General features: G+C 61.0%; 25 protein-coding genes and 3 pseudogenes. 12 read left to right on the top strand and 16 right to left on the bottom strand.

Annotated elements, in window-relative coordinates:
* Nucleotides 1–18 precede the first annotated feature (18 nt).
* The 3 genes from BM315_RS15785 to BM315_RS15795 all read left to right on the top strand — a co-directional run bounded on the left by BM315_RS15785 (nt 19) and on the right by BM315_RS15795 (nt 2,362).
* Entirely contained in the window at nt 19–1,176 is a 1,158-nt protein-coding gene (locus BM315_RS15785) for a phospholipase D-like domain-containing protein (protein WP_090502660.1), read from the top strand.
* Nucleotides 1,177–1,398: 222 nt separating this feature from the next.
* Complete coding sequence (locus BM315_RS15790; protein WP_090502662.1) at nt 1,399–1,980, top strand: DJ-1/PfpI family protein; 582 nt, start codon at nt 1,399–1,401, stop codon at nt 1,978–1,980.
* Nucleotides 1,981–2,059: 79 nt separating this feature from the next.
* A complete protein-coding gene (locus BM315_RS15795) occupies nt 2,060–2,362 on the top strand; it encodes a ribbon-helix-helix domain-containing protein (protein ID WP_090502719.1) in 303 nt (100 codons plus the stop codon).
* Nucleotides 2,363–2,386: 24 nt separating this feature from the next.
* Here the strand turns inward: BM315_RS15795 and BM315_RS15800 are convergent, their stop codons facing one another.
* Together BM315_RS15800 and BM315_RS15805 are read right to left on the bottom strand one after the other, a co-directional pair.
* Nucleotides 2,387–3,004: a nitroreductase family protein gene (locus tag BM315_RS15800; RefSeq protein WP_090502664.1), complete on the bottom strand. Its 618-nt coding sequence runs from the start codon at nt 3,002–3,004 to the stop codon at nt 2,387–2,389.
* A 19-nt stretch (nt 3,005–3,023) separates the two neighbouring features.
* A complete protein-coding gene (locus BM315_RS15805; protein WP_090502666.1) occupies nt 3,024–3,920 on the bottom strand; it encodes an EamA family transporter in 897 nt (298 codons plus the stop codon).
* An 82-nt stretch (nt 3,921–4,002) separates the two neighbouring features.
* Between BM315_RS15805 and BM315_RS15810 the strand changes: the two genes are divergently transcribed.
* On the top strand, nt 4,003–4,515 hold the full coding sequence (locus tag BM315_RS15810; RefSeq protein ID WP_090502668.1) for a MarR family winged helix-turn-helix transcriptional regulator: 513 nt from the start codon (nt 4,003–4,005) through the stop codon (nt 4,513–4,515).
* A 91-nt stretch (nt 4,516–4,606) separates the two neighbouring features.
* Nucleotides 4,607–4,948 (top strand): FKBP-type peptidyl-prolyl cis-trans isomerase, encoded by a 342-nt coding sequence (locus BM315_RS15815; protein ID WP_090502670.1) that lies wholly within the window; start codon nt 4,607–4,609, stop codon nt 4,946–4,948.
* A gap of 85 nt (nt 4,949–5,033) precedes the next feature.
* Here BM315_RS15815 and BM315_RS15820 read toward each other — a convergent pair whose 3' ends face one another.
* Together BM315_RS15820 and BM315_RS15825 are read right to left on the bottom strand one after the other, a co-directional pair.
* A complete protein-coding gene (locus tag BM315_RS15820; RefSeq protein WP_090502672.1) occupies nt 5,034–7,382 on the bottom strand; it encodes an ATP-dependent DNA helicase in 2,349 nt (782 codons plus the stop codon).
* A gap of 11 nt (nt 7,383–7,393) precedes the next feature.
* Nucleotides 7,394–9,055, bottom strand: a complete 1,662-nt coding sequence (locus BM315_RS15825) for a VRR-NUC domain-containing protein (protein ID WP_244527314.1) — start codon at nt 9,053–9,055, stop codon at nt 7,394–7,396.
* Nucleotides 9,056–9,453: 398 nt separating this feature from the next.
* On the opposite strand from BM315_RS15825, the gene BM315_RS15830 reads away from it, so the two are divergent.
* From BM315_RS15830 to BM315_RS15840, 3 genes and pseudogenes are all read left to right on the top strand, one after another.
* Nucleotides 9,454–9,879, top strand: coding sequence for a 3-isopropylmalate dehydratase (locus tag BM315_RS15830; RefSeq protein WP_090502676.1), 426 nt, complete (start codon nt 9,454–9,456; stop codon nt 9,877–9,879).
* A gap of 649 nt (nt 9,880–10,528) precedes the next feature.
* Nucleotides 10,529–11,383 (top strand): annotated as a pseudogene (locus BM315_RS15835) (universal stress protein); the annotation flags it as partial.
* Nucleotides 11,384–11,927: 544 nt separating this feature from the next.
* Nucleotides 11,928–12,881, top strand: coding sequence for a DUF808 domain-containing protein (locus BM315_RS15840; RefSeq protein WP_090502680.1), 954 nt, complete (start codon nt 11,928–11,930; stop codon nt 12,879–12,881).
* A 53-nt stretch (nt 12,882–12,934) separates the two neighbouring features.
* Here the strand turns inward: BM315_RS15840 and BM315_RS15845 are convergent, their stop codons facing one another.
* Together BM315_RS15845 and rsxC are read right to left on the bottom strand one after the other, a co-directional pair.
* Complete coding sequence (locus BM315_RS15845) at nt 12,935–13,918, bottom strand: RnfABCDGE type electron transport complex subunit D (protein ID WP_090502682.1); 984 nt, start codon at nt 13,916–13,918, stop codon at nt 12,935–12,937.
* Nucleotides 13,915–15,315, bottom strand: coding sequence for an electron transport complex subunit RsxC (rsxC, locus tag BM315_RS15850; RefSeq protein WP_090502684.1), 1,401 nt, complete (start codon nt 15,313–15,315; stop codon nt 13,915–13,917). Before rsxC ends, BM315_RS15845 begins: the two co-directional genes overlap by 4 nt.
* A gap of 498 nt (nt 15,316–15,813) precedes the next feature.
* Between rsxC and BM315_RS15855 the strand changes: the two genes are divergently transcribed.
* Nucleotides 15,814–16,041, top strand: a complete 228-nt coding sequence (locus BM315_RS15855) for a hypothetical protein (protein ID WP_090502686.1) — start codon at nt 15,814–15,816, stop codon at nt 16,039–16,041.
* A complete protein-coding gene (locus BM315_RS15860; RefSeq protein WP_090502689.1) occupies nt 16,038–16,739 on the top strand; it encodes a hypothetical protein in 702 nt (233 codons plus the stop codon). The genes BM315_RS15855 and BM315_RS15860 overlap by 4 nt, the downstream gene beginning before the upstream one ends.
* Nucleotides 16,740–16,779: 40 nt before the next feature.
* On the opposite strand, the gene BM315_RS15865 is transcribed toward BM315_RS15860, so the two are convergent.
* Nucleotides 16,780–17,598: an NYN domain-containing protein gene (locus tag BM315_RS15865; RefSeq protein WP_090502690.1), complete on the bottom strand. Its 819-nt coding sequence runs from the start codon at nt 17,596–17,598 to the stop codon at nt 16,780–16,782.
* 215 nt (nt 17,599–17,813) lie between these two features.
* Nucleotides 17,814–18,134 (bottom strand): EthD family reductase, encoded by a 321-nt coding sequence (locus tag BM315_RS15870; protein ID WP_090502692.1) that lies wholly within the window; start codon nt 18,132–18,134, stop codon nt 17,814–17,816.
* 614 nt (nt 18,135–18,748) lie between these two features.
* Here BM315_RS15870 and BM315_RS15875 point away from each other — a divergent pair.
* A complete protein-coding gene (locus BM315_RS15875; RefSeq protein ID WP_090502694.1) occupies nt 18,749–19,699 on the top strand; it encodes a YeeE/YedE thiosulfate transporter family protein in 951 nt (316 codons plus the stop codon).
* 216 nt (nt 19,700–19,915) lie between these two features.
* Here BM315_RS15875 and BM315_RS25520 read toward each other — a convergent pair.
* From BM315_RS25520 to BM315_RS24365, 8 genes and pseudogenes are all read right to left on the bottom strand, one after another.
* Nucleotides 19,916–20,678: pseudogene (locus BM315_RS25520) on the bottom strand (methyl-accepting chemotaxis protein); the annotation flags it as partial.
* Nucleotides 20,652–21,746: pseudogene (locus BM315_RS25525) on the bottom strand (cache domain-containing sensor histidine kinase); the annotation flags it as partial. The pseudogenes BM315_RS25525 and BM315_RS25520, both read right to left, overlap by 27 nt.
* A 535-nt stretch (nt 21,747–22,281) precedes the next feature.
* Complete coding sequence (locus tag BM315_RS15885) at nt 22,282–22,500, bottom strand: DUF6500 family protein (RefSeq protein ID WP_090502698.1); 219 nt, start codon at nt 22,498–22,500, stop codon at nt 22,282–22,284.
* A gap of 190 nt (nt 22,501–22,690) precedes the next feature.
* Complete coding sequence (locus BM315_RS15890; protein WP_090502700.1) at nt 22,691–23,320, bottom strand: LysE family translocator; 630 nt, start codon at nt 23,318–23,320, stop codon at nt 22,691–22,693.
* A gap of 92 nt (nt 23,321–23,412) precedes the next feature.
* Complete coding sequence (locus tag BM315_RS15895) at nt 23,413–23,778, bottom strand: glyoxalase superfamily protein (RefSeq protein ID WP_090502702.1); 366 nt, start codon at nt 23,776–23,778, stop codon at nt 23,413–23,415.
* 88 nt (nt 23,779–23,866) lie between these two features.
* On the bottom strand, nt 23,867–24,640 hold the full coding sequence (locus BM315_RS24360) for a hypothetical protein (RefSeq protein WP_141123960.1): 774 nt from the start codon (nt 24,638–24,640) through the stop codon (nt 23,867–23,869).
* A gap of 88 nt (nt 24,641–24,728) precedes the next feature.
* The gene (locus BM315_RS15900; protein WP_090502704.1) at nt 24,729–25,136 is read right to left on the bottom strand and encodes a hypothetical protein; all 408 of its coding nucleotides are present in this window, start codon (nt 25,134–25,136) and stop codon (nt 24,729–24,731) included.
* 519 nt (nt 25,137–25,655) lie between these two features.
* Entirely contained in the window at nt 25,656–26,048 is a 393-nt protein-coding gene (locus BM315_RS24365) for a VOC family protein (protein ID WP_141123961.1), read from the bottom strand.
* A gap of 357 nt (nt 26,049–26,405) precedes the next feature.
* Between BM315_RS24365 and BM315_RS15905 the strand changes: the two genes are divergently transcribed.
* Nucleotides 26,406–26,678, top strand: a 273-nt coding sequence (locus tag BM315_RS15905; RefSeq protein WP_141123962.1) for a transposase, incomplete at its 3' end; no start/stop codon positions are given.

The raw sequence follows: 26,678 nt of genomic DNA on the forward strand, positions 1-26,678 counted from the left end.
GTTGCCGGCCGCCTACTGATGCCGGGGATGGTTTTCCCCTGGCGCAGCGGCAACCAGTTTGCCCTGCTCAACGATGGCCCGACCTTCTTCCCTCGGATGATCGGGGCCATAGACGCTGCCCGCCAACTGGTCGTGCTGGAGTTGTATCTGGTGGCCAGTGGCGCCTGCATGGACGCCTTGTTGCAAGCCCTGTGTGCGGCGGCGCAGCGCGGTGTCGAGGTGCGCTGTCTGTTCGACGATTACGGCTCCCAGGGACTGCAACAGGTCGATCGCCGGCGCCTGAGCGACGCCGGCGTGCAACTGCGGCGCTACAATCCGCTGCGCTGGCGCCGCGGCATGCGCAATTTCTATCGCGACCACCGCAAGCTGTTGCTGGTCGATGGCCGGGTGGGCTTTGTCGGCGGCACCGGCGCCACCGATCAGTTCTGGATACCGGGCGAAGCGGGGAGTACCTGGCGCGAAGTCATGGTGGAAATCGCCGGACCGCTGGTGACGGACTGGCAGGTGCTGTTCGATCGTCAGTGGCATGCCCTGCAGGCGCGTTTTGCCTGGCGGCCGAGAGAAACGCCCGGGCTGAAACACTTGCCGCTGTCGCCGCCGGTGGGGCAGGGCCTGGGCCGGGTGGCCTATGCCGATGCCCGCCAGCATCGCGACATCCTGCAGTCGCTGGTGCGTGCGTTGCGCGGCGCCAGGCAACGCATCTGGCTGGCCACGCCATATTTCCTGCCGACCTGGAAAGTCCGCCGCGCCTTGCGCAAGGCAGCGAAGCGCGGGGTCGAGGTGCGTCTGCTGCTCAGCGGCCGGCACACCGACAACCCGCCGGTACGCTTTGCCGGCCAGCGCTACTACCCGGCGCTGCTCAGGGCCGGGGTGCAGATCTTCGAATACCAGCCACGCTTCCTGCACCTGAAAATGGTCCTGGTGGACGACTGGGTCAGCGTCGGCTCGTGCAACTTCGACCACTGGAACCTGCGCTTCAATCTCGACGCCAACCTCGAAGCGCTCGACCCGCAACTGACCGCCGCCGTGGTCGCCAGCTTTCAGGCGGATTTCGCCGACAGCCTGGAGATCAGCCAGGAACTCTGGCATGCCCGGCCCTGGTGGCGGCGCGTGCAGGAACGCCTGTGGGGCTGGCTGGATCGGCTGGTGGTGAACCTGCTCGACCGCCGGCGCTAGGGTACCTGGTGCGCACGGCCTGGGCGGCCCCGCACACCCTACGAGGCGGTGTCAGCGAAACAATAGTTCTGAGCCAGCCCACCGGCAGGCCTTTCGCCCGTGGGGACGGCAGTCCGACGTGCGGGCATCCTTCCTGGCGATGTAGTCCTAGGCTATTACCTGTGCGCTGGATGGGGCGCGGATACTGGTGGCGCTCCCTCAACCCGTTACAGGAGAACGCTCATGGCTGCGAAAAAGATTCTGATGCTGGTCGGCGACTACGTCGAAGACTACGAAGTGATGGTGCCGTTCCAGGCCTTGCAGATGGTGGGCCACAGCGTGCATGCGGTCTGCCCGGGCAAGAGCGCCGGCCAATCGGTGCGCACCGCCATCCACGACTTCGAAGGCGACCAGACCTACAGTGAAAAACCGGGGCACAACTTCGCCCTGAACTTCGACTTCAGCCAGGTCCGGGCCGACGCTTACGACGCCCTGCTGATTCCCGGCGGCCGCGCCCCGGAATACCTGCGCTTGAATGCCGAGGTGCTGGCCCTGGTGCAGGCCTTCAATGCCGCCAACAAACCCATCGCCGCGGTGTGCCATGGCGCCCAGCTGCTGGCCGCCGCCGGTGTGCTCGACGGCCGCGAATGCAGCGCCTACCCGGCCTGCGGGCCGGAAGTGCAGTTGGCCGGTGGCCGTTACATGGAGATTGCCGTGGACCAGGCCCACGTCCAGGGCAACCTGGTCACCGCTCCGGCCTGGCCCGCGCATCCGGCCTGGTTGGCCGGCTTCCTCGGGCTGCTGGGCACCCGCATCAGCCTGTAGACTGGCAACCGCACAGGCGCCAATGCCGCGGCGCCTGTGCGCCGGTTCCCCCCATTTCCTGACCGAGGACAGGCATGCCATGTGCGAGCTCTATGTCAAAGCCGACCCCATCCTCTACGAATCCCGCTCGCGCTCGCTGCGCATCCGCGGCGTGGTCACCACCCTGCGCCTGGAAAACCAGTTCTGGGACATCCTCGCCGAGATCGCCGCGGTCGACGGCATGACCACCAACCAGCTGATCAGCAAGCTCTATGACGAGGTCATGGACTACCGCGGCGAGGTGGTGAATTTCGCCTCCTTCCTGCGCGTCAGCTGCACCCGTTTTCTCAGTCAGCGCCCGAGCAAGGTGCGCGAATTGTCGCTGACGCAGCGGGCGCAATAGCAGGTTGCGCCGCTGGGCCGACCATCAGGCGAACGCAAGGACTTCAGCCAGCGGCTTGCGCAGCTTCTGCGGCCAGTTGCCTGCGTCCGGATAGCCGACGGTCACCAGCATCACGGGCAGCTCATCGGCCGTCAGGCCAAATGCCCCAGCCACGCCTGCGCTATCGAAACCACTCATGGCCCCGCTGGCCAGGCCCATGCCCTGGGCGGCCAGCATCAGTGTCATGGCCGCCAGTGAGGCCGAACGCAACGCCTCGTCACGCTGTAACTGGGGGTTGCCCGCGTGTGACTCGCTGGCCGTGGCTACCCAACCGTCCAGGGTCCGCTGTGGCAGGATGCCGACATCCAGCGAAGGCTGCAGTGCCTGAGCGAGCCCCCGATGGGCGGCCAGAGTGCCGCAGATGATAAAGGTCACCGACGCGTCCAGGACCTGCCGCTGTTCATAGGCCTGGGCATGCAGGCGGGCCTTGGCCGCCGCCGAGTGCACCGCGACGAACTTCCAGTTCTGCAGGTTGTAGGCTGAGGGCGCGCGGGTGGCCAGCTGTACCAACTGGCGGATTACTGCTGTGGGGAGTTCGCGCCCTGCTTGATAGCGGGTGGTGGACGCGCGGGTTTCGATCAGGGTGTCGATGGCAAGGTTCATGGCAGTCTCCGTTATACAGTCAGTCAGTGGATCTTTGGGTGGTCGACATGGCAGTGGTCGAGGCCCATTGCACCAGCAGGATGCTGCCCAGCACTGCCAACAGGCCGATCAGGGCCATGCCGGTGATGCGTTGGTTGAGCAGCGCCCAGCCCATCAGCACGGCGATCACCGGGCTGAGCAGGCTCAGGGATGACACCGCCACCGGCGATAGCCGGGCAATGCCACGGAACCACAGGACATAGGCCAGCATGGCGCCGAACAGCGACAGGTAGGCATAAGCCAACCCCTGGCTGAGACTCAAGGCGGGTAGCGCAGGGTCGAGGGTCAGGGCCACCGGCAGCAGCATCAGGCCGCCCAGCAGCAACTGCCAGCCGGTAAAGGGCAGCAGCGCAAGCTGGGTCTGCCAGCGTCGGGTCAGGTAGGTACCCAATGCCATGCAGGCCATGCCGACAAATGCCGCGGCGATGCCCAGGGCATCCCAGCTGGCATCCGGTGACAACAGCAGGGCGGCCATACCGATAATCCCCAGCAGGCTGGCGCCGATGGCCAGGTGCGCCGGACGCTGGCCTTCCACCGTCCACAGCAGGCCCATCAGCAGCAGCGGCTGGATGGCCCCCACCACCGCGGCCAGGCCACCGGGCAGACGGTAGGCGGCGACGAACAGCAAGGCCTGGAAGCAGCCGATATTCAATGCCGCCAAAACCAGCAGGCGCCCCCACTGATTGCGCGCCGGCAGTTGCCGGCAGAACAGCACCAGCAGCAAGCCGGCCGGCAGCACCCGCAGCATGGCCGCGGTGAAGGGGCGGTCCGGCGGCAGCAGCTCGGTGGTGACGATATAGGTGGAACCCCAGATCAGCGGCGCCAGGGCGGTGATCAGGGCGTTGAACCAGGTATTGCTCATTAGTGCAGGGCTCATGGGAATTGTCTCGCATTCAAGATAAACTAAGCCTAAACCGCAGATGTCTTGAATTCAAGATAAATCCTCGAGAGGGAAAACCATGTCCAGCCAACGCCCGAGCGACGCCGTCGACGCCATCCTGCAACAGTGGCAGCGCGAGCGCCCGGACCTGGACGCCAGCCCCATGGCGGTGATTGGCCGCATCGGCCGCTGCTCGGCCCTGCTGCGCCGCGAGCTGGAACAGGTATTCAGCCACTTCGGCCTCAGCGCCTGGGAGTTCGACGTGCTGGCCACCCTGCGCCGCTCCGGAGACCCCTACTGCCTGGCGCCTACCGCGCTGTTCTCGGCATTGATGATCACCTCCGGCACCATGACCCGGCAGCTGCAGCAACTGCAAGCCGCCGGCTGGGTCAGCCGCACCCCCAACCCCAGCGATGCCCGCAGCCTGCTGGTGCAACTGAGTCCTGCCGGGCTCGAGCTGATCGACCGCGCCCTCAGCGCCCACGTGGACAACGAGGCGCGCCTTCTCGCCCCGCTGCCGGCAGCCACCCGTCTGCAACTGGCCGAGGGTCTGTCGGCGTTGTTGGCTATATTGGAACCCGCATCCGAGTGACTTGTGGCGCGGGGAGCTGTCTCACTCTTTAAGGTCGCAGGCTCGCTAGCCTGTGTGGAGACAACTCTTTGGCCAACCAGGAGAGCAGAAAATGAGCGATGAGTTGAAGATCGAGGACATTCGCCTGGGCGACGGCAACGAGGTGGTCAAGGGCGCCCTGATCACCACCCAGTACGACGGCTTCCTGGAGAACGGCACCAAGTTCGATTCCTCCTACGACCGTGGCAAACCCTTCCAGTGCGTGATCGGCACCGGACGCGTGATCAAGGGCTGGGATCAAGGCCTGATGGGCATGAGGGTCGGCGGCAAGCGCAAACTCTTCGTCCCGGCCCACCTCGGTTACGGCGAACGAGAGTTCGGCCCGCATATCAAACCCCACTCCAACCTGATCTTCGAGGTCGAGTTGCTGGAAGTGCTGACGCGGGACGATTGATGCAGGCCTGGTGCGGGCGGCGGCGCGCTTGCCTCGCTGTTCCGCGTCACCACGATAGCGCTCAGGCATGCGCGGCAGCTGCGGTTCAGCGGGGCCATGAAAACGGCGGCCTTAGCTCCCTGGCGTTGACCCTGCTTGATGTCTGTGATTCGCCCAGCAGCGGCAGGCGGCAACGCTCGACTTGCCACCAGGTCGGCAGCAGGCGGCGGATGGCCGGCTGGTTGAAGCGGTCGTCGATCAGGTAGACCACGCCCTGGTCGTCCTGGGTGCGGATCACCCGCCCGGCGGCCTGCACGACTTTCTGCAGGCCGGGGTAGAGGTAGGTGTAGTCGTAGCCCAGGTGGTTGCCGAACATGCCCTGCATGCGCTGCTTGATTTCCTCGTTGACCGGGTTGATCTGCGGCAGGCCGAGGGTGGCGATGAAGGCGCCGATCAGGCGTTCGCCGGGCAGGTCGATGCCTTCGCCGAACGCGCCGCCGAGCACGGCGAAACCGATGCCCTGACTGGCGCTGCTGAAGCGCTCGAGAAAGGCCTGGCGCTGGCCTTCGTCCATCTGCCGCGACTGTTGCCAGATCGGGATCTGCGGGTGGGCGGCGCGGAATTCATCGAGCACCAGGCGCAGGTAGGCGTAGCTGCTGAAGAAGGCCAGGTAGTTGCCCGGCCGTGCGGCGAACTGGCGCGCCATCAGTGCGGCGATCGGCGCCAGCGAGTAGTCGCGGTGGGCGAAGCGGGTCGACAGGTTGCTGACCGCCTGCACCTGCAATTGCGCGGCGCTGAACGGCGACTCGACATCGATCCACGGCGTCTGCTGCGGCAGGCCGAGCAGGTCGGCGTAGAAGTGCGCCGGGCTCAGGGTCGCGGAGAACAGCGTGCAGCTGTGGGCGGCGGCGAAACGCGGGGCGAGGAAGGGCGCCGGCACTATATTGCGGATGCACAGGGTCGAGGTCGCTGGCCCGCCGGGGCTGTCGGCGCGGCTGATGTCGAACAGCGAATGGCTGTCGAAGGCCTCGGCGAGGCGACAGAACAGCATGGCGTCCAGGTAGAAGTGCAGCAACTCGGCGGCGTTGCCCGCCGGCTGCTCGCTGAGGTGATCGGTGAGGGTGCTGACGGCCTTGTGCAGGGCCATGATGAACAGGTCCGGGGCGGCGGGATAGACCTGGTAGGCCGCTTGCTGATCGCGCTGCAGCTGTTGCCAGTGGCGGTTGACCCGTTCCAGCGGACCCTTCATCACCGGCGGGGCGATGCGTCTGACGGCCTCGAAGCGGGTCTGCTCGAGTTCGGCGGTGTACATGCCGCGGCCGCGTTCGATCAGGTTATGCGCCTCGTCCACCAGCAGGGTCACGCGCCACTCGTTGAGCAGGGTCAGGCCGTGCAGCAGACCGCCCATGTCGAAGTAGTAGTTGTAGTCGCAGACCACCACGTCGGCCCAGCGGCACAGTTCCTGGCTCAGGTAGTAGGGGCAGATCCGATGCGCCAGCGCGGTTTCACGCACGCTGTCCTGGTTCAGCCACTGGCGCTCCAGCGCGGCCTGGCGGGCGGCTGGCAGACGGTCGTAGAAGCCCTTGGCCAGCGGGCAGGAATCGCCGTGGCAGGCCTTGTCCGGGTGTTCACAGGCTTTGTCGCGGGCGACGTGTTCGAGCACCCGCAGCGGCATCGCGGCTTCCTGGCTGCGCAGGGTCGCCAGGGCGTCCAGCGCCAGGCGCCGGCCGGGGGTCTTGGCGGTGAGGAAGAACAGGCGATCCAGCGCCTGCTCGGGGAAGGCCTTGAGCTGTGGAAACAGGGTGCCGAGGGTCTTGCCGATGCCGGTGGTGGCCTGGGCCATCAGGCTGTGGCCGTCGCGGGCGGCGCGGTACACCGACTCGGCCAACTGGCGCTGGCCGCTGCGAAACTGCGGGTGGGGAAAGCGCAGGCGCTGCAGTGCCTGGTCGCGCAGCCGGCGATGTGCGCGTTCCTGTTCGGCCCAGGCGATGAAGCGGCTGCACTGCAGCTCGAAGAATTCACGCAGCTCCTCGGCACCGCAGCGCTGATGGAAGGCGGTTTCGTGCTGGCTGAGGACGTTGAAATAGACCACCGCCAGGTCGATCTCGGCCAGGCCGCGTTGCTGACACAGCAGCCAGCCGTAGACCTTGGCCTGGGCCCAATGCAGCAGCCGGTGGTTTTCCGGGATGCGGGCGATGTCGCCGCGGTGGGTCTTGATCTCTTCCAGGCGGTTGTCGTCCGGGGCATAGCCGTCGGCCCGGCCGCGCACCTGCAGGCCCTGGTAGTCGCCGGCGAGCGGCAGCTCGGCCTGGTAGCCCGGGCCGCGCCGGGCGACCACGATGGCGTGGCCGGCCATGCCCTCCTGGGCGGTCGGCGAGGGGGTGAAGCGCAGATCCAGGTCGCCGACCTTGGCGGTGAATTCGCACAGCGCGCGCACCGCGACCTGATAGTTCATGAGCCCTGGTTTCATGCGTCGGCCCACTGCACGTAGCAGACGTCCACCGGCATGCCATGCTCGGCGCAGAACGCCAGCCAGCGGCGCTGGTTGTCCTGCAGGCGGTCGCCGGGGCCCTTGACCTCGATCATCCGGTAACGCTGCTGCGCCGGCCAGAACTGGATCAGGTCGGGCATGCCGGCGCGGTTGGCCTTGATATCGCCCAGCAGCCGCTCGAACCAGGCCCGCAGGTGCGCGGCCGGCAGGCAGTCGAGGGCCTGTTCCAGCAGCTCCGGGTCGAGCACGGCCCAGAACACGAAGGGCGACTGGATACCGTACTTGGCGGCATAGGTCTGGTGGATGGTGCGCTTGTAAGCGTCCGAATCCAGCTGCGCCAGGCAGGCGCCGAACAGCGCGGCGCGGCGCGCCTGGAAGTCGGCGCTGAGCAGATCCAGCGGGCCGCTCTGGAACGGATGGCAGAAGGCGCCCGGCAGCGGGGCGAAGATCGCCGGCCAGCAGAGCAGGCCGAACAGACTGCAGACCAGGCTGTTCTCGACATAGTGCACAGGCGCGTCCGGCTCGCTCAGGTGCAGCTTGACCGCGTATTCGACGCTGTGCGCGGCGGGCCGTGGCAGGCACAGGTCGAGGCGGGCCGGAGCGGGCACCTTCGGCTTGGCCGGTTGGGCCAGGCCGAGCTGGCGGCCGAGGCGCGGCAGCATGCGCTCCAGCCCCTGCGCCTCGGCCTGGTTTTCCGGCGCCGCGGCCGCCTGGCTGGCCAGGGCGTGGGCCTCGGCGGCACGGCCCAGGCGTTCCAGCACGCGGATGCGGCGCAGGCGGGCGCCGGCAAACGGGCAGTCGACATAGCAGGCCAGGGCGTGTTCCAGCTCGCCGGCGCGTTCCAGCTGCTGGCCCAGGCGAAACAGCAGCTTGGCCCGGCGCATGGCGAGAAAGGGCGTGGCGTAGTCCAGCGCGGCGATCTGTTGCAGCACCGCGGCGATCGGCTCGCCGGCCTCGCCACGTTCGCGGCAGCGTTGCAGCGCCAGGTAGCAGTCCACCTCTTGGCGCCGGCGGAATACCCGCGAGTCGGCACTCAGGGCGACCGGCTCGTAGCGGAAGATGCCGAGATCGGCGAGGACGAACTCCGACCAGTCCTGCTGCAGGTTGCCGAAAAACATCAGGCGCAGGCGCTCGCACAGCGGTTCGATGGCCAGGCTGTACACTTGCTCGTCCAGCCGCGGACACCAGGCGGCGAAGGGGCGCGGCTGGCTGTGCTCGGCGCCCAGCTGAGCGAGCAACTCGGGTTTCTTCAGGGCTTTGTGCGCGCGCGCATCGAAGGCCTCGAGCAGCTCCTCCTTGCGCAGCAGGCCGAACAGCTCCGCCAGCGCCAGCTCGGCGTCATGCCGGATCCAGCCGGCCTCGAGCAGCGCCCGGGCGGCCTGGCGCGGGCAACCGATCTCCGCGTAGGCCAGCTTGCTGGCGCGAAAGTGCGCGCCCTTGCGCATGATCATGCGTACCAGCAGCGCCTGACTGGGCAGCGCCAGTTCGCCGAAACGGCTCAGGAACGCCTGCTCCTCGGCCAGCAGCAGGTCGTGGTGACGCTCCCGCAACCAGGCCAGGGCTTTGTGGAAATTGGATAGGTAATACAGGCTGGGGTCGAGCAGAGGCTGCATGGGGAAACCGGATACTGTTTGCATATACAGATATCAGCGTGCCGCTCGCTTTGCAACGAGCAGGGGATGGGAGGCCGAGTCAGGGCGCTTCTGTAGGATGGCGTTGAGCGCAGCGATACCCATCAACGCGAGTATCGACCCACACCCGCGACAGCTGTGTAGTTGCTGCTGTTAGCCATTGCCGGCCAGGGGCGTGATCTATGGGTTAGCGATGGGTATCGCTGCGCTCAACCAACGCGGCCCGCCACATCCTACAAAAGCCGGCGCACAAGGGATCGCCTTCTGGTCGCGGACAAGGCCGCGCCCGGCACAGCCAAGGCGCGAGCCGACGGCAGAATCCGGCTCCGCCTGCTTTACTTGAGCGCAGCCGCCGCACCGTCAATACTGAACCGGCTTCGATAATCCACCCGTGAAGGATTCCCATGCGACTGATTTGTGCAGTACTGCCCCTGCTGGCGTTGGCCGGTTGTTCGTCCTTTCAGGCCGACCCGGAGAAAGTCACCGCGGTGCCCGCCGAGCGGCTGCTGGCCTATCAGCAGCCGGTGGCGGGCAGCGGGCTGGTCGTGGTCGACCGCGACCTGGGCATGCTCGGCGGCGGCTGCTATGTGGCGGTGCTGGTCGATCGCCAGGTGGCGGCGCGCATCGGCATCGGCGAACAGGTGCGCCTGCATGTGCCGCCAGGCAATCGGGTGGTCGGCATCGGCATCGACCGGGCTGACGACAGCCTCTGCGGCAAGGGCCGCTTGCGCCGCGAACTGGCGGTGCGGGTAGAAGAGGGTGAAAGCCAGCACCTGCGCATCGTCAGCGAGGCCAAGAGCGGCTTCGATATCCGGCTGGCCACGCCCTGAGCCGCAGGGGGCTGGTCAAATCGCTGCCTGAAATGACTGCCGGTTGAGGCGATCGCTCCTGATGTCAACGCTGTGCGCTCCTGCGGCAGGCGATGGCTGCGGCTTTGGATATATCCAATTGGCCTTGAGATAAGCGCGAATCGGCTTAATCCAGACGACTGGCGGCCTTGGCAGGCGCTGATGCAGCGCTCACAATTTGCGTTGAGTTGAACGAACTACAATTTGGCCTGTATCGCTAGGGAATAGTCAGAAACGCCGAAACAAAAGGGTAAATCGCCATCATCACTCGAAGACCTCGCCAGTGCTTGGCGTGGTTTTAGGAGTGGTAATGGCATTTGATAATTAACCCTTTGTTTTTTTGTATGGCGTTATCTCCACTGCGTGCGCTCCCTCGTCTCGACGCCTGCCAGGATCGATGACCCAAGGTTTGCTCATCTCATTGCTCATGACTAATTCTCTGTACCGTTTAGGTGAAGAGGCCGTTCTAATAATTGCAGCAGCGATCAGCAGCAGTAGCTCGATTGCCTGGGCCAACTCGTAGTAATCGTCAATCAGCGATCTGAGTCAGCAGAGTTCGATTTCAGCTGTCGCTTGCCTATGTTCAAAGACGCAGCCGCTTCCTATCGCACTCACGCATAGGACGCTAGTTATGCAAACCATTCGCAACACGCTAGTGGTGATGGATGCACAGCAGCCTGATGCTCTACTGCTTGATAGAGCCACGCTGATCGCCAGTGCTACCTCATCGCACTTGCACTTGCTGGCATGTAACAAGAAAAACCACTCATCATCGAATCTGCAGGCAACCGAGGATTCCCTGCGTCACAAAGGTTTCAGCGTCAGCTCACAGCAGGCATGGAAGGACAGCCTGCACAAGACCATCATCGCCGTGCAACAGGAGCAGGAATGCGGCCTGGTGATCAAGCAACATTTGCCTGACAACCCCTTGCTCAAGACTTTTCTCCCTTCCGAAGACTGGAAGCTTTTACGTTTCTGTCCCTGCCCGGTGTTGATCGTCAAAAGTACCGAGTCCTGGCAGGGTGGCGTGATTCTCGCGGCCATCGACGCCGGTAATAACGATGTCAATCACCGGCTTCTGCATGCCGGTATTGTCGGGCATGGCTACGACATTGCCCAAATGATTGGCGGCACCCTGCACATAATGTCCGCTCACCCCTGTGCCGAACAGTTATCTGCCGATCCCGTCTACCACCTCAGCGATAGCATCCGCGCGATGTACCTGGAGCACTGCAGGGCGCTGCAAGCCGAATACGAGGTCGGCGACGAACGCCTGCATATCGAAGAAGGTCCAGCCGAAGCCCTGATCCCGTCTGTCGCCGAGCGGCTGCGGGTGACACTTACCGTGATCGGCAGCGTCGCCCGCAGTGGCCTGTCAGGAGCCTTGCTCGGTAATACGGCCGAGAACATTCTCGACAGCCTGAACTCTGACGTGCTGGTGCTCAAACCCGACGACATTATCAGCCACCTCGAGGAGCTGGCATCGCCACCGCACAATCAGGTCCTGGATGGCGCCATCCACTCCTGGCCATACAGTCATAGTGCCCATCTGGAGATTCCGACGACTCAGACCGTCAGTTACATCAAGGAGGCTTCCAGCCGGCAAGCGGATGCCCCGGCAATTAGTCTGGAGCAAGAGCAGAGACTCAGCCTCCAGGCGCGTTAGCCAGACTTGGCGACATGGCGGGCGACGGTGAGGGGCGGATATTCGCCCGCTGCGGTGTTGCGCTGCGTGAAAAATGGGAGTCATTTAGCTCACTAACTCCCCCATTTTTCACGCAGCGTGCCTTGCCGCGAACGCTTGGAGGCGGACTCGCTGCGGCGTTCGATACTTTAACAACAGACCCTTGTCCAACTCGTCGATGCAGTGTCGCCGCCTGGTGACTACCACCACCGTCTAGACGTGATTGACCGGATTTGCCTATTTGCCATTCCCAGCCAGCCTGCAGAACTGATCTACTACGTCTCCCCGAAATTGGGTGGCGCTAGCGAGCGCGCCCTTCAGAATCTGCTTGTCGAGGAATATGCCCGTGGCCGGAGCCAGCCTGTTAGCCCTGCTTGACGATATCGCCAGCATGCTCGACGACGTGGCGTTGATGACCAAGGTCGCGGCGAAGAAGACCGCCGGCGTGCTCGGCGACGACCTGGCCCTGAATGCCCAGCAGGTCTCGGGGGTCAAGGCCGAGCGCGAGCTGCCGGTGGTCTGGGCGGTGGCCAAGGGCTCGCTGCTGAACAAGCTGATTCTGGTGCCGGCGGCGCTGGTCATCATCCTGCTGGCGCCCTGGGCGGTCACCCCGCTGCTGATGCTCGGCGGCGCTTTTCTCTGTTACGAAGGCTGCGAGAAGCTGGCGCACAAGTTGCTGCACAGCCCGGCCGAGGTGCAGGCACACAAAGCCGAGCTGACGGCCGCCCTGGTCAACCCCACGGTCGATCTGGTCGCCTTCGAGCGCGACAAGATCAAGGGCGCGGTGCGTACCGATTTCATTCTCTCGGCGGAAATCATCGTCATCAGCCTCGGCACCGTGACCGGCCAGACCCTGGGCATCCAGCTCGCCGTACTCGCCGGCATCGCCCTGCTGATGACCGTCGGCGTCTATGGGCTGGTGGCCGGCATCGTCAAGCTCGACGACGGCGGCCTGTACCTCTCCCAACGCACCGGCAGCGGCCTGGGCGGGCGTCTGCAGCGCAGTATCGGTGCCGGCATCCTCGGCGCCGCGCCCTACCTGATGAAGAGCCTGTCGGTGATCGGCACCCTGGCCATGTTCATGGTCGGCGGCGGCATCCTCAGTCACGGCATCCCGGCCGCTCACGAACTGATCGAAGGGGTTGCCCACGGCTTGCAGGCAGTTCCCGTACTCGGCGGCGTGCTGGCGGCGCTTGCCCCGACCCTGCTGGACATGCTGCTGGGCGTGCTGGCCGGCGCGCTGGTGCTGCTCGGGGTGACGGCGCTGGGGCGCCTGTATCGGGTGTTCAAGCCGACATAGGCGGCCAAGGCTACGGCCGGCCTCGAGCAGGCACCGGCCACTGGCTGCCCCTGTTAGCCCGACACCGCGCCGGTCCCGTGCAGTTTCAATGCAGGGCGTTCGCCGTACCAGGGGCGTTGTATGCATAGCGCCAGCCGATCGATCTGCGGCACCAGCAGGTTGGCGGCCAACACGGCGAAGCAGAGGCCATCGGCATACAGCCCGAATTCGCGGATCAATTCGGTCAGCAGGCCAATGATCGCGCCGAACAGGACGCGGCCGGCAGGCGTATCGGGACTGGTGACCGGATCGGTGGCGATGAAAAAGGCGGTGAACAGGAAACCGCCGAGACTGAGGTTGTACAGGCTTTCCTGCGGGCTATGGCCAGTTGCCAGACACAGCAAGGCGGCGCTGGCGAGCATCGCCAGGGGGATCTCGATGCGGATTACCTTCAATACGCCCAGCACCAGGCCGCCGGCTATATAGCCGAGCCCCGACAGATTGGGGGTGATCGGGTTGAATTGGTCCAGGGTCAGCTGGGTGGCGCCGGCGAAGGCGTCGAATGCGAGGCGGGGCGCCAGTTGCAACTGCTGCAGAAGCACCTGTTCCGCGCTCAGGGCGAGCGTCCAGGGCGCATGGTTCGATGGGGCGGGATACAGCAGCTGGTAGAAACAGATGGCGATGATCCCCAGGCCCACCATGGCGGGGTTGAGCCGGTTGCGGCCAAGGCCGCCACTGCCGTGTTTACACAGGACGACGGCGGCAAAGCTGGCCAGGGCGATCATCCACAGCGGCACCAGCAGCGGCAGCGCCCGGGCCAGAATCAGGCCCAACACCAGCCAGCTCAGGTCGCTTAAGCCCTCGCGCACATTGCGTCCGCGCAGACGCAGCAGGCCGGCTTCGAAACCCAAGGCCAGCAGCACGCACCAGAAGGTCTGCAGCCAGACCACGACGCCGAATTGCCAGGCATACAGGACGGTGCCCGGCAGCAGGCACAGGCTGACCAGCAGCATCAGCGTTCTGAGCCGCTGCGGGGCAGGACTATGTATCAGGCTCATGGGCGCAGCTCCGTCTTGCTCTGGCGAAAGCGCTCGCGCAGCGGCAGGTTGCTGGGGCAGGTGCTGCTGCAGCTGCCGCACTCGATGCAGGCATCCAGGCGCAGTGTCTGCAAGGTCGCGTGGTCCTTGCGCTCGGCTGCGCTGTAGAGATCCAGCGGTCGCAACGACATCGGGCAGACATCGACGCAGCGTGTACAACGGATGCAGCTGCCCGCAGGTTCGGCTGCCGGCAGGTAGCGCTCGGCGGCAAAGATCAGGCAGCTGCTGGTCTTGCTGATGACCGCGGCGGGGTCCGGCAGCGGCTGTCCCATCATCGGCCCGCCGACCTGGGTAAGTTGGCCCGCGGGATCGGCACCGGCAATCTTGCGCAGCTCACTGACCGGATAGCCAAGCGGAACCTCGACATTGCCGGGGTGCTCACAGCCCCCGGTCAGCGTCAGCACGCGTGATATCAGCGGTTCGGCGTGGAACACGGCGCGTCCCAGTGCGTAAAGCGTCGCGACATTCAGCGCCAGCACCCCGATATCGGCGGGCAGGGTGCCCGGCGCCAGGTTGCGGCCGCTAAGGCTCTTGATCATCAGCGGTTGGCCCCCGGCCGGGTAACGCGCCGGTAGCGGACAGATCTCGACCCGGGTGCGCGCCTGGCGGGCGGCGGCACGCAGTGCGGTCATCGCCTCGGGTTTGTTGGTTTCGATACCGAAGCGGGTCAGGCTTATCCCCAGCAGGCTGGCGAGGTAGTCGGCAGTCTCGATCAACGCCTCGGCGCGTTCGCGCATGAGACGGTCATCGCAGGTCAGGAAGGGTTCACATTCGGCACCGTTGATCAGCAGCAGGTCGGGCTGCTGGGCGCCGGCCAGCTTAAGGGCCGTCGGAAAACCCGCGCCGCCCAGGCCAACTATGCCCATCTGCAAGGCCCGTTCGACCAGCGCCTCGGGCGTTTGCGGAGCTCCCAGAACGGGGCGTTCGATCCACTCGTCCAGACCGTCTGCGTTCAGAATGACGGCCATGACCTGCTCGGCCGAGTCGGCCGCGAAGGCGAGGCCGACCTGTGCCACAGTGCCGGAGGTGCTGGCATGCACCCATGGGATGTTGCCATCGCCGATGCCGATCACCTCGCCCTTGCGTACATACTGCCCCGGCTCCACGCAGGCCTGGGCACATCTGCGACCCCGCTGCAGCGGGATCGCCAGCTGTAGGTGGCCGACCGCGACCGGGGCAATCGGCGTGGCGTTGGATAACTGCTTGTAGCCCCTGAGCTTGAGTCCGCCATGCCAGCTGCGCGGCGAGGGTGCGGCGATGGCGAGCAAGCGCCGCCAGAAGGGTTTCTGCTGCGGCTGACGCTGGGCTCGGAGAGGGAGCTGGATGCGCTCGACGCTCTGCAACGAATGGCTAGACATTGGCTGTCCTCCAATTTTTGAACATAAAAATCCCCCGTGCGCTAATGCACATAAGAGGGTTTTGCTTCCGGGGAATTGCGGGAAAAGCGAGGTGGGGCACTCGATCACTCACGGGGTTCAGAGCGCCAAATTGAGAACTTGTTCACTTTTTGAACAGATTTGTTGACCAACGGTAGCTCAAGTGTCGGCCTGCGTGGCGTTTGGCAAGCCGTTCGCGAGAGGTATGCGCCGCTTGGTTTCGCGTCCTGCCCCGTCACCGTGATAGCTGCAAGCGACGTAGGATGCGGTTGAGCGCAGCGATACCCATCGGCTGCCTACGGGTCATTGGGGGGCTGCATGTACCCGCCGCTTTTGCGTTGTGTGTGATTAATGGTTTACTCGCTCCGCTCGCCCTCCGGGCCGTGCCTAGGCGGCCGCGTTGAAGCGCGTTAGCCGCAAGCGGCTTACCGAGGCCGTTTTTAACGCAGTATTGCCAACGGCCTGCTAGAGGCGGTCTCGTTGTTTCTCAGCGACCATGACTATGAGCATCTTCGAGCCTGCGGCTTCAAACCGCTGCTGATGAGCCTGCTGGACGACCTCATCATCTACCGCACAGGTTGTGAGATGGCAGATAGCCGTGACGGTTTCGTAACACCTGCAAAATCGAAGGCTTGTATTTTCTGGTTGGCCGATGGCCGAGGTGAGGCGCTTGCAGCCAGGTGTCAAGCAGCGGAGGACGCAAAATGAGCAGCGCAACTGACGGTTACCTTGACCACTCCTTCGATAACGACTTCGCGGGCTTAGAGCTCAAATGGCTCCCATGGGTGGGGAGCCGCTACCAGGAGTCTGCGTGCAAGACGATCATTCTTGGCGAGAGCATCTATCTGTACGACGGAGAGCCAAGTCGGCAAAGAATTCTCGACAGGAACAGCCTCAGGAGTCGGCACATCAATCACGGGATTCTGGCGAAATTCAAAAGTCGCTATCTCAGGAATTTCGAGCGGGCGGTTTTCAAGAAGAATCGCCCAAACCTGCTGGAACGCACAGACCTCTGGACAGGCGTGATTTACCACAACCTCGTGCCCCGGCTACTTGAATCGCTTAAAGAACGCCCAACGCACAACGACTACACGCAAGGCTGGAGTGAGTTCTTACAAATCACAAAAGTCGTGCAGGCCCAAAGATGCATCGTATATGGCCTGGAGTCGCGAAAAATCAGGGCCTTGCTTGAGCTGCTGGCAGAGCAACATATCCAATTTCGCCGCAGCAGGCTCCCCGCGGTAGGCAAGAACCGCCCTTTGCTGCTGACCATCCAACTCGAAACCCAGCCTTTTGAGATGCTGTTCATTCGCCATCCGAGTGCTTTTTTTACATGGGAAAAATGGGCGCTAACGCTTCGAGAGGCCAACATGCTGCCAGTTGCAGAAACACCCGAATCTGCATAAAACCAGTAACTGTAAGAGCTCTAGCCCAATGAGCGTGGGGCTATTTCCCCACCTTCCGATTCCTCACATACAACGCCTCTCCCCCCGTCGCACTGCTCCCGCGCACCTGCAACTCGAAGCGCTTGGGATGGCCCTTGATCAAATCGCTGAGCTTCTTGAACCCATACAGCCGCGCATCGAACGCCGGGCGCAGCTTGCTGATATTCGAGCCAAGCAGGCCGAGTTGCACCCAGCCGTCCTCGTCGTCGATGTCTTCGATGACCTTGGCGATAAAGTCCACCGGCACCTTCTGCGCCTTGGGTTTGTCGGGCGTCTTGAGCGGTTCGTCGGGTTGCTCGTTTTTCGCGCTTGGCTGGGGTTTGTCGTCGCTAGCGACCGGCTCGGCCTGGGCTTCGCCCGCGTCGGCGCGGAGGATTTCGGTGTAGATGAACTTGTCGCAGGCCGAGACGAAGGGCTTGGGCGTTTTCTCCTCGCCGAAGCCATAGACGGTCAGGCCTTCCTCGCGCAGGCGGGCGGCCAGGCGGGTGAAGTCGCTGTCGCTGGAGACCAGGCAGAAACCATCGAAACGCCGGGTGTAGAGCAGGTCCATGGCGTCGATGATCAGCGCGCTGTCGGTGGCGTTCTTGCCGCGGGTGTAGGCGAACTGCTGGACCGGCTGGATCGAGTAATCCAGCAGCACCTTCTTCCAGCTGCCGAGGTTGGGCTGGGTCCAGTCGCCGTAAATGCGCTTGACGCTGGCGACGCCGAACTTGGCGATTTCCTCGAACAGGCCTTCGACGATAGCGGCGGAGGCGTTGTCGGCGTCGATCAGCACCGCCAGCAGTTGCTGCTGGCGCGCGGGGTGGGCTTTGTTGGCCATGGTTCGTCCTTGGGTAAACCAGCACCGACCATACTGCGGATGCTGGCGACTCGCTACAGGTCGCAGGTCGAAAGCGGAGCCGCGCCGACCCGGCGAAGCTCGGTCGTCGGGCCCTGAAAGAATTATTGCAGTGGAGCGCTACGGCGAGCCGCTGCCGCATTGCGAGCGCGGGTCTTGGTAAATGCCCTCCGACACGACTCGTGCTTCACGAGGGCTCAGGATTGGCCGACAACAACCTCGCTGAACTGAATGATCGGCGTCTGGTCCGTGTAGTTGGCAATGTCGGCCATGATTTCCTGCGCGTGAGGAGCAAAGCCGGTCTGAAAGGCTTCTATAGAGTCACAGTAGATGTGGCACATGCCAACGTAGGTTGCGGGCTCGCCTGGGCCGCCACCAGCCAGCCCTTTGTCCACCGTGTAAAACTTGCAGCTATCCCCCATCCGGGCCTGCACCAGCGGCATGTGCTTGTCTCGGTAGTACGCATGGTCGAACCGAGCGCCTGGCTTGTTCGCGTACATCACGCTTACCTTGATCATGAATCCTCTCCTGGAAATGAGCCACTTGGCCCGGGAGGTCTGATCGTGCCCGAAAACTGGCTTGCGGTCGAACCCACGGCCAGCGCACGGGGTAGCGGTGAGCAGGCATACCGCGCCCGGATCGACAGAAACGCAATCCGCTCGGCGTTTGCATCAATGGCTTCCCGGCGGCACCGCGCGCTGTTATGGGATAAGGCGCAGCGGCAAACTCCAGTCGTCAAGGGCTGGCCATTTCCTGGCGCCCTATCGATATGCGAAGAGTTTGAGGCTGCCGGGTTGATTATCCGGCAGCGAGCAGCAGCAAAAGACCAGGCCCCAACCGCTCACAGCCTCTGAGGGCGGGGCAGGGGTGGGCCTCAAGCACTATCAGCCTGGGTGATGGCGAGGCTTCGCCGCTGCCGGCCCCAGTCGGCGTGGCCATGATCGAAGCCGCGGGTGCGCCAGCGGACGCCCCGCCTCGTCTTGGTCACAGGTTGGGGATCGGCGCTGTAACGCGGCGAGCGCTTGGCGATCGAATGTGCTGAGAGGTCGGGAGCGCAGGCAGAGCAACGGATTGCGCACCGCCGGCAACCTGGCCGAGGCGCGGTTGGCAAAACCAGGAAGGAGCGCAAAGTGTGAGCGTAGTGGCGTGCGTGGCATTGGCGCTGTTGATGGGATACGCCATCCAGCGCGGCGGTACCTGCACGGTGGCGGCCCTGGAAGAGCTGGTCCAGCGGCGCCGCTGGACGCGGCTGCGGGCGTTGCTGGAAGCCTCGTTGTGGGTGCTCGGCGGGTTCGTTGTGCTGCGTGCGCTGGGGCATCTGCCGCACTTGCCGATGGGCTATCCGTTGCACTGGCATGCGGCAGTCGGCGGGGCCCTGCTCGGGCTGGGCGCCCTGATCAACGGCGGCTGCGTGTTTGCCGTGGTGGCGCGCGTCGGCTCCGGGCAATGGGCCTGGCTGGCCACGCCGCCGGGCTTCCTGCTCGGCTACGGCGTGCTGGCGCGCTGGGTCGGCGTCGCGGCGGCCATGCCGCTGGCGCTGCCGGTGTGGCTGCAGGCGATTCCCCTGGGCTGGCTGGCGCTGATCGTCGCGGCGCTGCTGGTGCGCCTGGCCTGGCTGGTGTGGCGCGCCGCCGGGCACTGGCGCCAGGGTAAGCGGAGCTGGTCGCCGCACCAGGCCACCCTGGTCATCGGCCTGGTGTTCCTGTTGTTGTTCGTCAATCTCGGCGCCTGGGCCTATACCGATGTGCTGGCGGAGCTGGCGAGCGGCCGCTTCATGCACCTGGGCCTGCGCGGCTGGCTGCTGCCGGCATTGTTCGTCGGTGCGCTGTACGGCGGCTGGACGGCCGGGCTCTGGCAGCAGCGCTGGCCCGATCCCGTAACCCTGACACGTTGCTTCTGCGGCGGCCTGCTGATGGGGGCTGGCGCCGTGCTGGTGCCCGGCGGCAATGACAGCATGATCCTGTTCGGCATGCCGCTGCTGTGGCCCAACGCCTGGCTGGCGTTCGCCAGCATGTGCGCGGTGGTGCTGCTGGCCTTGTGCGGGCGCGAGCTTTGGCCGCGGGCGGCAGGCCGAAGCCCATAGAACGGCTGCGCAACCGGCTCAGTAGGGTGCGCCGTGCGCACCACCCCCCCAGCCAGCAATGCGCCCTGCGCCCTGCGCAGCCTGCCGACGATCAGTCCGTACGGAAACACCCCACCAGCTTGTTCAACTCACTGGATATTTGCGTCAGCGAGTGCGTGCTGGTTTTGGACACGCTGGACACTTCGCTGATACGACCGGCATCGCTGTGAATATCGGTGATATAACGGTTGATGTCTTCGGCCACCGCATGTTGTTCCTCGGCCGCGGTGGCAATCTGGGTGTTCATGTCCTTGATCGTCGTGACCGCCGCGTGCACGCCAGCAAATGCCTCCTCCACCTGGGCGGTAAAAGCCACCGAGTCGTTTGATTGCGCCAGGCTGTGCTGCATCTCCAGGGCCACGCTCTGGCTGCTGCTGACCAGTTTGCCGAGCAAAGCGTTGATCTGCTCGGTCGAATCGGAGGTTCGCTTGGCCAAGGCGCGAACTTCCTCGGCCACCACGGCGAAACCACGTCCTTGATCACCTGCACGCGCGGCCTCGATGGCGGCATTGAGCGCCAGCAGGTTGGTCTGCTCGGCAATCCCGCGGATGGTGTCGAGAATGGCGGTGATGCCTTGGCTATTCTGCTCCAGTTGCCTGATCGACTCGGCTGCCTGGCGGATACGCTCACCCAGGCTGCCGACCTGGCTGACCATGAGGCCGATGATCTGCTGGCCTTTATGCGCCTGATCCTGGCCATGCTGAGCGGCTTCAGCGGCGCGGTTGCAGTTGATGGCCACTTCATTGGCCGTGGCGACCATTTCATGGAACGCAGTAGACAGCATGTCCACGGCCGTCGACTGGCGTTGTGCGCTGTCGTCGAGCTGGTCGGCCTGGGCTCCGATATCCATGGCCTCCCGCTCGACTTGCAGGCTGGAAGCGCGAATCTCCCTGATCAGGTTCTGGATACTGCCGACAAAGCTATTGAAGCCCTTGGCCATTTGCGTCGTTTCGTCATTGCCCCTGATCTGCAAACGTTGCGTCAGGTCGGCCTCGCCGCTGGCAATATCGCGCAAGCCCGCCGAGGTATTGTTGATCGGCGCAATCAGCACTTTGGACAGTGCCACGCCGCACAGTCCGAAAATCACCACCAGAACACCGCCGAGCAGCGTGATCACCCACACCAGATGCCAGGCGCCGGCGCTGATTTCGCTGCTCTCGATCAGGCCGATATAGGTCCAGCCCAGGGTTTGCGACTTATACACACTGGCGTTGTAGTCTTTGCCATCCAGCTGCACGTCATAAAAACCTGGCGGCTGGCTGGCGAGAAACCTGTACCCATCACCCAGGCTTGCCAAGGCTTTGAAACCGTATGTGGGATGCCTGGGGTCGGCCAATACTGTGCCGTCACTTTCCACCAACAACAGATAACCGTTGTTGCCAAAACGAATATTCTTGACCACTTCGGTCAACTTGTTCAGCGAGACATCCAGAGAGATGACACCTGTTCCGCCATCGGCATCGATAAAGGTCTGCGCGGTGGAAATGATCACGGCGTTATCTTCTGCGAACTCGTAAGCCTGAGTGCGCACAGGCTGGCCATTGCCCGTAAGCGCGGCCTTGAACCAAGGGCGTTGGCGCGGATCGTAGTGGGCGCGAATTTCCGACACTGGCCATTGCAGATAATGCCCCTGGCCAGTCGCCGCATACACATAGGCGTAACTGGGGTGCGATTTGCCAAGCTGCTCGAACAGCTCATAGAGCGCAACGCCAGCGCCACTGGCCGGGGGGCGTATTTTCGTTACCTGCGAGGCTTCTATATAGCTGGGAAGGCTGCTGTCGGCGGACTTCAACAGCCGGGTCTGCGCCAACAGCGAGACGTTTTCTGCGGCGCTTTCAAGGAACAAAGAGAATGCATTATCCACTTCATGAATCTGCTTGACGCTGCTCTGATTGAACAGCTCGCGCTCCCGCTGCATGGCCTGACTGGTGACAAACAGGGTAATAATCAGGACGGGAATCAAGGTCACGCCAATAAAGGCGGCGATCAGTTTGAAGCGAATAGTCATACATCCCTCTGTTTTATTATTTGTATCGTCCGGGAGGACTTACAAACATAAACCATGCGGGAATATCGACGCTTGCCTGAAATCGACCCGAATTTGTATGAACTCGCCCCGCCAATGCCGATCAAGATCCGGGTTGAGTGAAAGCGCCATCGAACGGCGGCGGAGTCCGAGGTTTCCCCTCAAGCCCTGCCAATATCCCAGGCCTGCTGATCTACCGCTCGGCGCAGTGCAGGTTCTATCTCGATAGGCCGGCGGGCTCTGCTTCCCGTTCATCGCGGTGCACATATCCAACACCTGGCCTTTGGCACTTGATGCCGGACTGGCGAATGGGCGACCCCGGCGTCCGGCAGGACGAAACGATCAACCCGTGGCATTCCCTTGAAGCACGAGTGTTGAGGTCAAAAGGGGCTGCCTAGACGTCAATTGGCCATTATTTTTCGATGTTTATCTTCTGGTTCAAGCTGGACGCCGACCCGACGAACCATTTAGAGCGCCTCCGCGCCAGCGTGATGGCCATGACGATGGGCCGAATACATTAAAGCCCTGATTCAATCATCAGTTTTATTTTTGTCGCTTTCTCGAAATGATCCAGTTCGTGGGTTCTTATCCACCATGTTGCAGCTTGCATAAGCAGCTCTGGATCATCATTTTTATTGGCGAAGAACGCGTAAAAAGAAACGCCAACCGACTCACCCTTGCTAAGTATTTTCTTCGTGCACACACCGACAATTTTATCTCTCAGGTCTTGTCGCATTAGTTTGCAATGCTCCCTCATGATTGTTAGTGCGTTTAGCGTTTGATCAAGGGCGGTTTTTAGCCCGTTCCAGTGAGCGCAGCGAGCGGTTTAAAGCACTTGTTAGCCACGAACTAATTGTTAATTTGAAATATTGCAGCACTTTACCTTATCAGCCTTTAAATGTCCCAAGTTAAAGGCGGTAATTGACTCAGCGCTCTTGGAGTGCCAGACGTACGCCTAAGGAACAGTAGACAGCTCCAACAATATTTCCCTGCCATTTCAGTACCGCCGGGTTCTGGCGAAGAAAGTTACCAAAACTTCCCGCACATACAGCAAAAAACACCGTACTGATGAGGCCCAGCAGAACAAAAATTATACCTAGAATTGTCAACTGAACCATGATAAATCCGTTTTCTGGCGTTACGAACTGGGGGAGAAATGCAAGGAAAAACAGTGCTGTTTTAGGATTTAGAACCTCGGTAAGCATAGCTTGCCGAAAAGCAATGTCCGCTGAGAACGGCAGCATAATACTGCCCCCCAAATCTGTTGGCCTCCTGTCCATTAATGCGCGAATGCCGAGGTAAATTAGGTACGCTGCGCCAATATATTTCACGATGCTAAACAGTACTGCCGAAGTGGCAATAATTGCCGAGACACCAATGACTGCCATCAAAGTGTGGATTACGTCACCCGCAGCAACTCCTACGCCAGTTGCTAAACCTATCTTTGTCCCCGAACTTGTCGCTCGCGCGACTGTAAGAAGCGTGGCAGGACCTGGAATAAATACAAAGCCAAACACGATTGCGATATAGGTAATCAATGTGGTTGGTTCAATCATTGAAAATTTCCCTAATGAGCTTGGCTAACGTTTGGCCAAGGGGCGGGCTTTAGGCCGTCCCAGTGAGCGAAACGAACGATTTGAGCCAGTTGTTATGTGTTTGCCGGCTCATTAAATAGCACCCTGTTTGAAAATGGGTCTGTTACCGTAAAGCAACGATCACCCCATGGAGCCTGCTCAATTGCCGGCTTACTGTACTTATACGGCCGGGAAGTAACCTCGTGATAGAGCGCTTCAAGATCACTTACGTTGACAAAAACCTTACTGCCAGGCGTGCAATCGCCCGAATGTTCGCTGAGATGGAAGACAAGATTTCCTTTTGACACCTGCATGTAGATGGGAAAACCCGGCTCAAAGCGGTGTTCCCAATCCAGATTCATACCCAAAAATTCGAGGTAAAACTCTTTCGCTTTGTCTTCATCGAAAATTCGCAAAATAGGTATTGTTTGAAATTCCATGCTCGATCCTTGATTACACATGACGTTTGTTTAAGGGGCCGGCTTTAGCCGGTCCCGAGTGAGCGAAGCGAGCGGCTTGAACCAGTTGTTAGCTTTGCTCTTCAACGGGCATGCCCCTCAGAATCATCTCAAATGTATATTCTGTATTGCAGTGATCGCATTTGAATTTGTAGCCATCTTCTATTTTGGAGAAAAATACTGATGCTTCGCTGTGGCAAACGCCGCACTCAAAAACGTACTTTGCCCCGAATGAAACATGGTCTTCGGAGGATTTAATCGCATGCGTTACGCGACATGAGTCGTTTTGGCATTCAATTGATTCATTGGAGTTAACATAATGGGTTGTGTATACGATATTTTGACCGCAAGCTTCGCATGGGAAGTGTTGATAACTACCTTTTACTACTATTAAATTCCCTTTGGTCAACTTGCCTAATTGCTCGAATATCTTAGTGATTTGTGTTTTGTTGATGGCATAGCTTGCAAGCTTCTTGGGCATTGGAAGATGTAGATAACTTCCTAGCGAGTTATACAGCTTGTTTAGATCCTTTATTGGGATATTGTTGTAGGTTATTGTGTCTATTGGCTCGCCATTTCCATCAGATATGCTTAGGTGCAAGTCCTTGTCGGCGAGGTCGTCGAATGCTAACAATAATTTTATTGCTTTATTCGGCTGCCAGGTTTCTATTACTGTTTTTGGTATGTCTTCAGCTCCAGCTAGCAGTTGCTGGTACGCGTGAGCTTCAATGAAGTACCTCAACTCTAAGCAGGCGTATCGTAAATCCTGTAAATCGTTGCTAGCTAGTAACGACTTGGCTTTCTCGTAATGAAGCTCTTTTTCGTACCTATTTATATCTGCCATCAGGTTTCCGGTATGAAGAGCTAACGTTTGGTTAAGGGGCGGGCTTTAGCCCGTCCCAGTGAGCGCAGCGAACGGTTTGAACCAGTTGTTAGGTTTTAGCTGCCTCAATGGCTTTATTTGCCTTTTCTAAAATGTTCTTCTCTTGATCAAGCCTGCACAGATAAAGAGTGTCGGAGTCATTAATTTTTATGATTCGGTACATTTGACTTGATGGTGGGTCGCCTATTGGCTCGCAATAGACATGCCGGACATCAAATACGCTTTGAGGGTGAATGCCTTTTGAGAACTGTGGCAATTCTGAGTCGAGAAATCCAATCCATTCGCCGGCGTGGCATTCTTTATACATGCTGGACTTGCAGTAAGAGTAGTTATTTTTTGAGACTGATTCTGGCCACTGCTCCAACATGGTCATTTCGATTTTAACTGTGTGCTGTATAAAGAAATAGATGCCGACAAAGAATGCTATGCACAATGCGACACTGGTTTTTTTGGGCATTGCTGCTCCTCGGCTTCTTGATACCTAACGTTTGGTTAAGGGGCGGGCTTTAGCCCGTCCCAGTGAGCGAAGCGAACGATTTGAACCAATTGTTAGGCAGAAATCTCCGCTCATTTTAGCTTGTAACCGCACCACAGGCAGTTCTTCCTTGTGATGCTAAAAGCGAGAATATTATGCCCAAGATAAAATGGTGTGTGATTGCATTTGGGGCATCTTAGTACATGGCTTTTGATTGTAAAGTAAAGAAAGACCCAAAAACAGCGCTTACTATAAGTATTATGTGCATCCATCTATTAATGGATGGGATTGCTAAAGTTAGTGTTAATACTGTAAGTGCATATATAACAAAGACCTTGCCGCCTCGAATGAATATGGAGTGAAATTCTTGCTCTCGCGAAAGCCACTCGGATTTTATTCTTGGGTCATCGAACACTTTACTGACCTTTTCTGCCTAACGTTTGGTTATGGGGCGGGCTTTAGCCCGTCCCAGAGAGCGCAGCGAACGATTTGAACCAGTTGTTAGAATGCACCGACACGAACTTGAAGAACATTGCCTTCAGGGTCATGACCATCACAAACCATATTTCCTTGAAACTCCCACTCACGCTCTGGGCCATTCAGTTTGCCACCTAACCGCACAGCAACTTCCCGTGCAGCGATAAGACTTTGAACGGACAAACAAAGCTTGATTGCTGTGTTTTCTCGACGTTCTGGTGGTGATGAGATGGTGATTTGAGCTGCGATTGCAGGAGCGATGGCTACCACTGAAAGTTGAAAATTGGGAGACTCAAGCAACACATAGTCAGGTTCTTGCTGGACGACTGGCAGACCAGCAAGCTCGGAATAAAACTGGCTCACGCGCTCAATATCCTTTGCATAGATGACCGCGCCTGCGACGAATTGACCTTGCATTCGATCTTCCTTGGAGCCGCTCGGTGCAGCTGTGTGTGTTCTAACGTTTGGTTAAGGGGCGGGCTTTAGCACGTCCCAGTGAGCGTAGCGAACGATTTGAACCACTAGTTAGGTGCTTGCGTTATTTAAACCCAACCAGATTTATGTAAGAAACTCCCTTTATACCCATTTGGGACTCTGTGTGGGCTGACTCAATGTAAGCATTTTTAACCCCACACTGGCATATTTTATTGATGTTGTTTTTTATTGCACCTTCAATGCTGTGGTCGAAGCTAAACGCACTCCCCCGGTGTCAGGATAGTTGTCGCCTGATCGGATTCATCAAAAAACGAGGCCGGGGGCGGAAAGAGCTGTGCAATGCCGCGTTATTCACCTGAACGTAAAGCCGCCCTGTTGAAGAAGCTGTTGCCGCCGCTGAACCTGTCCGTGGCCGAGTTGGCCCGCCAGGAAGGCATCAGCGAAGTGACCCTGTATGCTTGGCGCAAACAGGCCAAGGCAGAAGGAGCTGTGGTGCCAGGAGACAAGAAGTTGCCCGATGACTGGCCAGCCGAAGCCAAATTCGCTGTGGTACTGGAAACCGCCGCCCTGTCGGAGATCGAACTGAGCGAATACTGCCGCCGCAAGGGCCTG

Origin of the sequence: Pseudomonas borbori, assembly GCF_900115555.1 — a bacterium.
In the GTDB taxonomy this organism is placed as follows: Bacteria; Pseudomonadota; Gammaproteobacteria; order Pseudomonadales; family Pseudomonadaceae; genus Aquipseudomonas; species Aquipseudomonas borbori.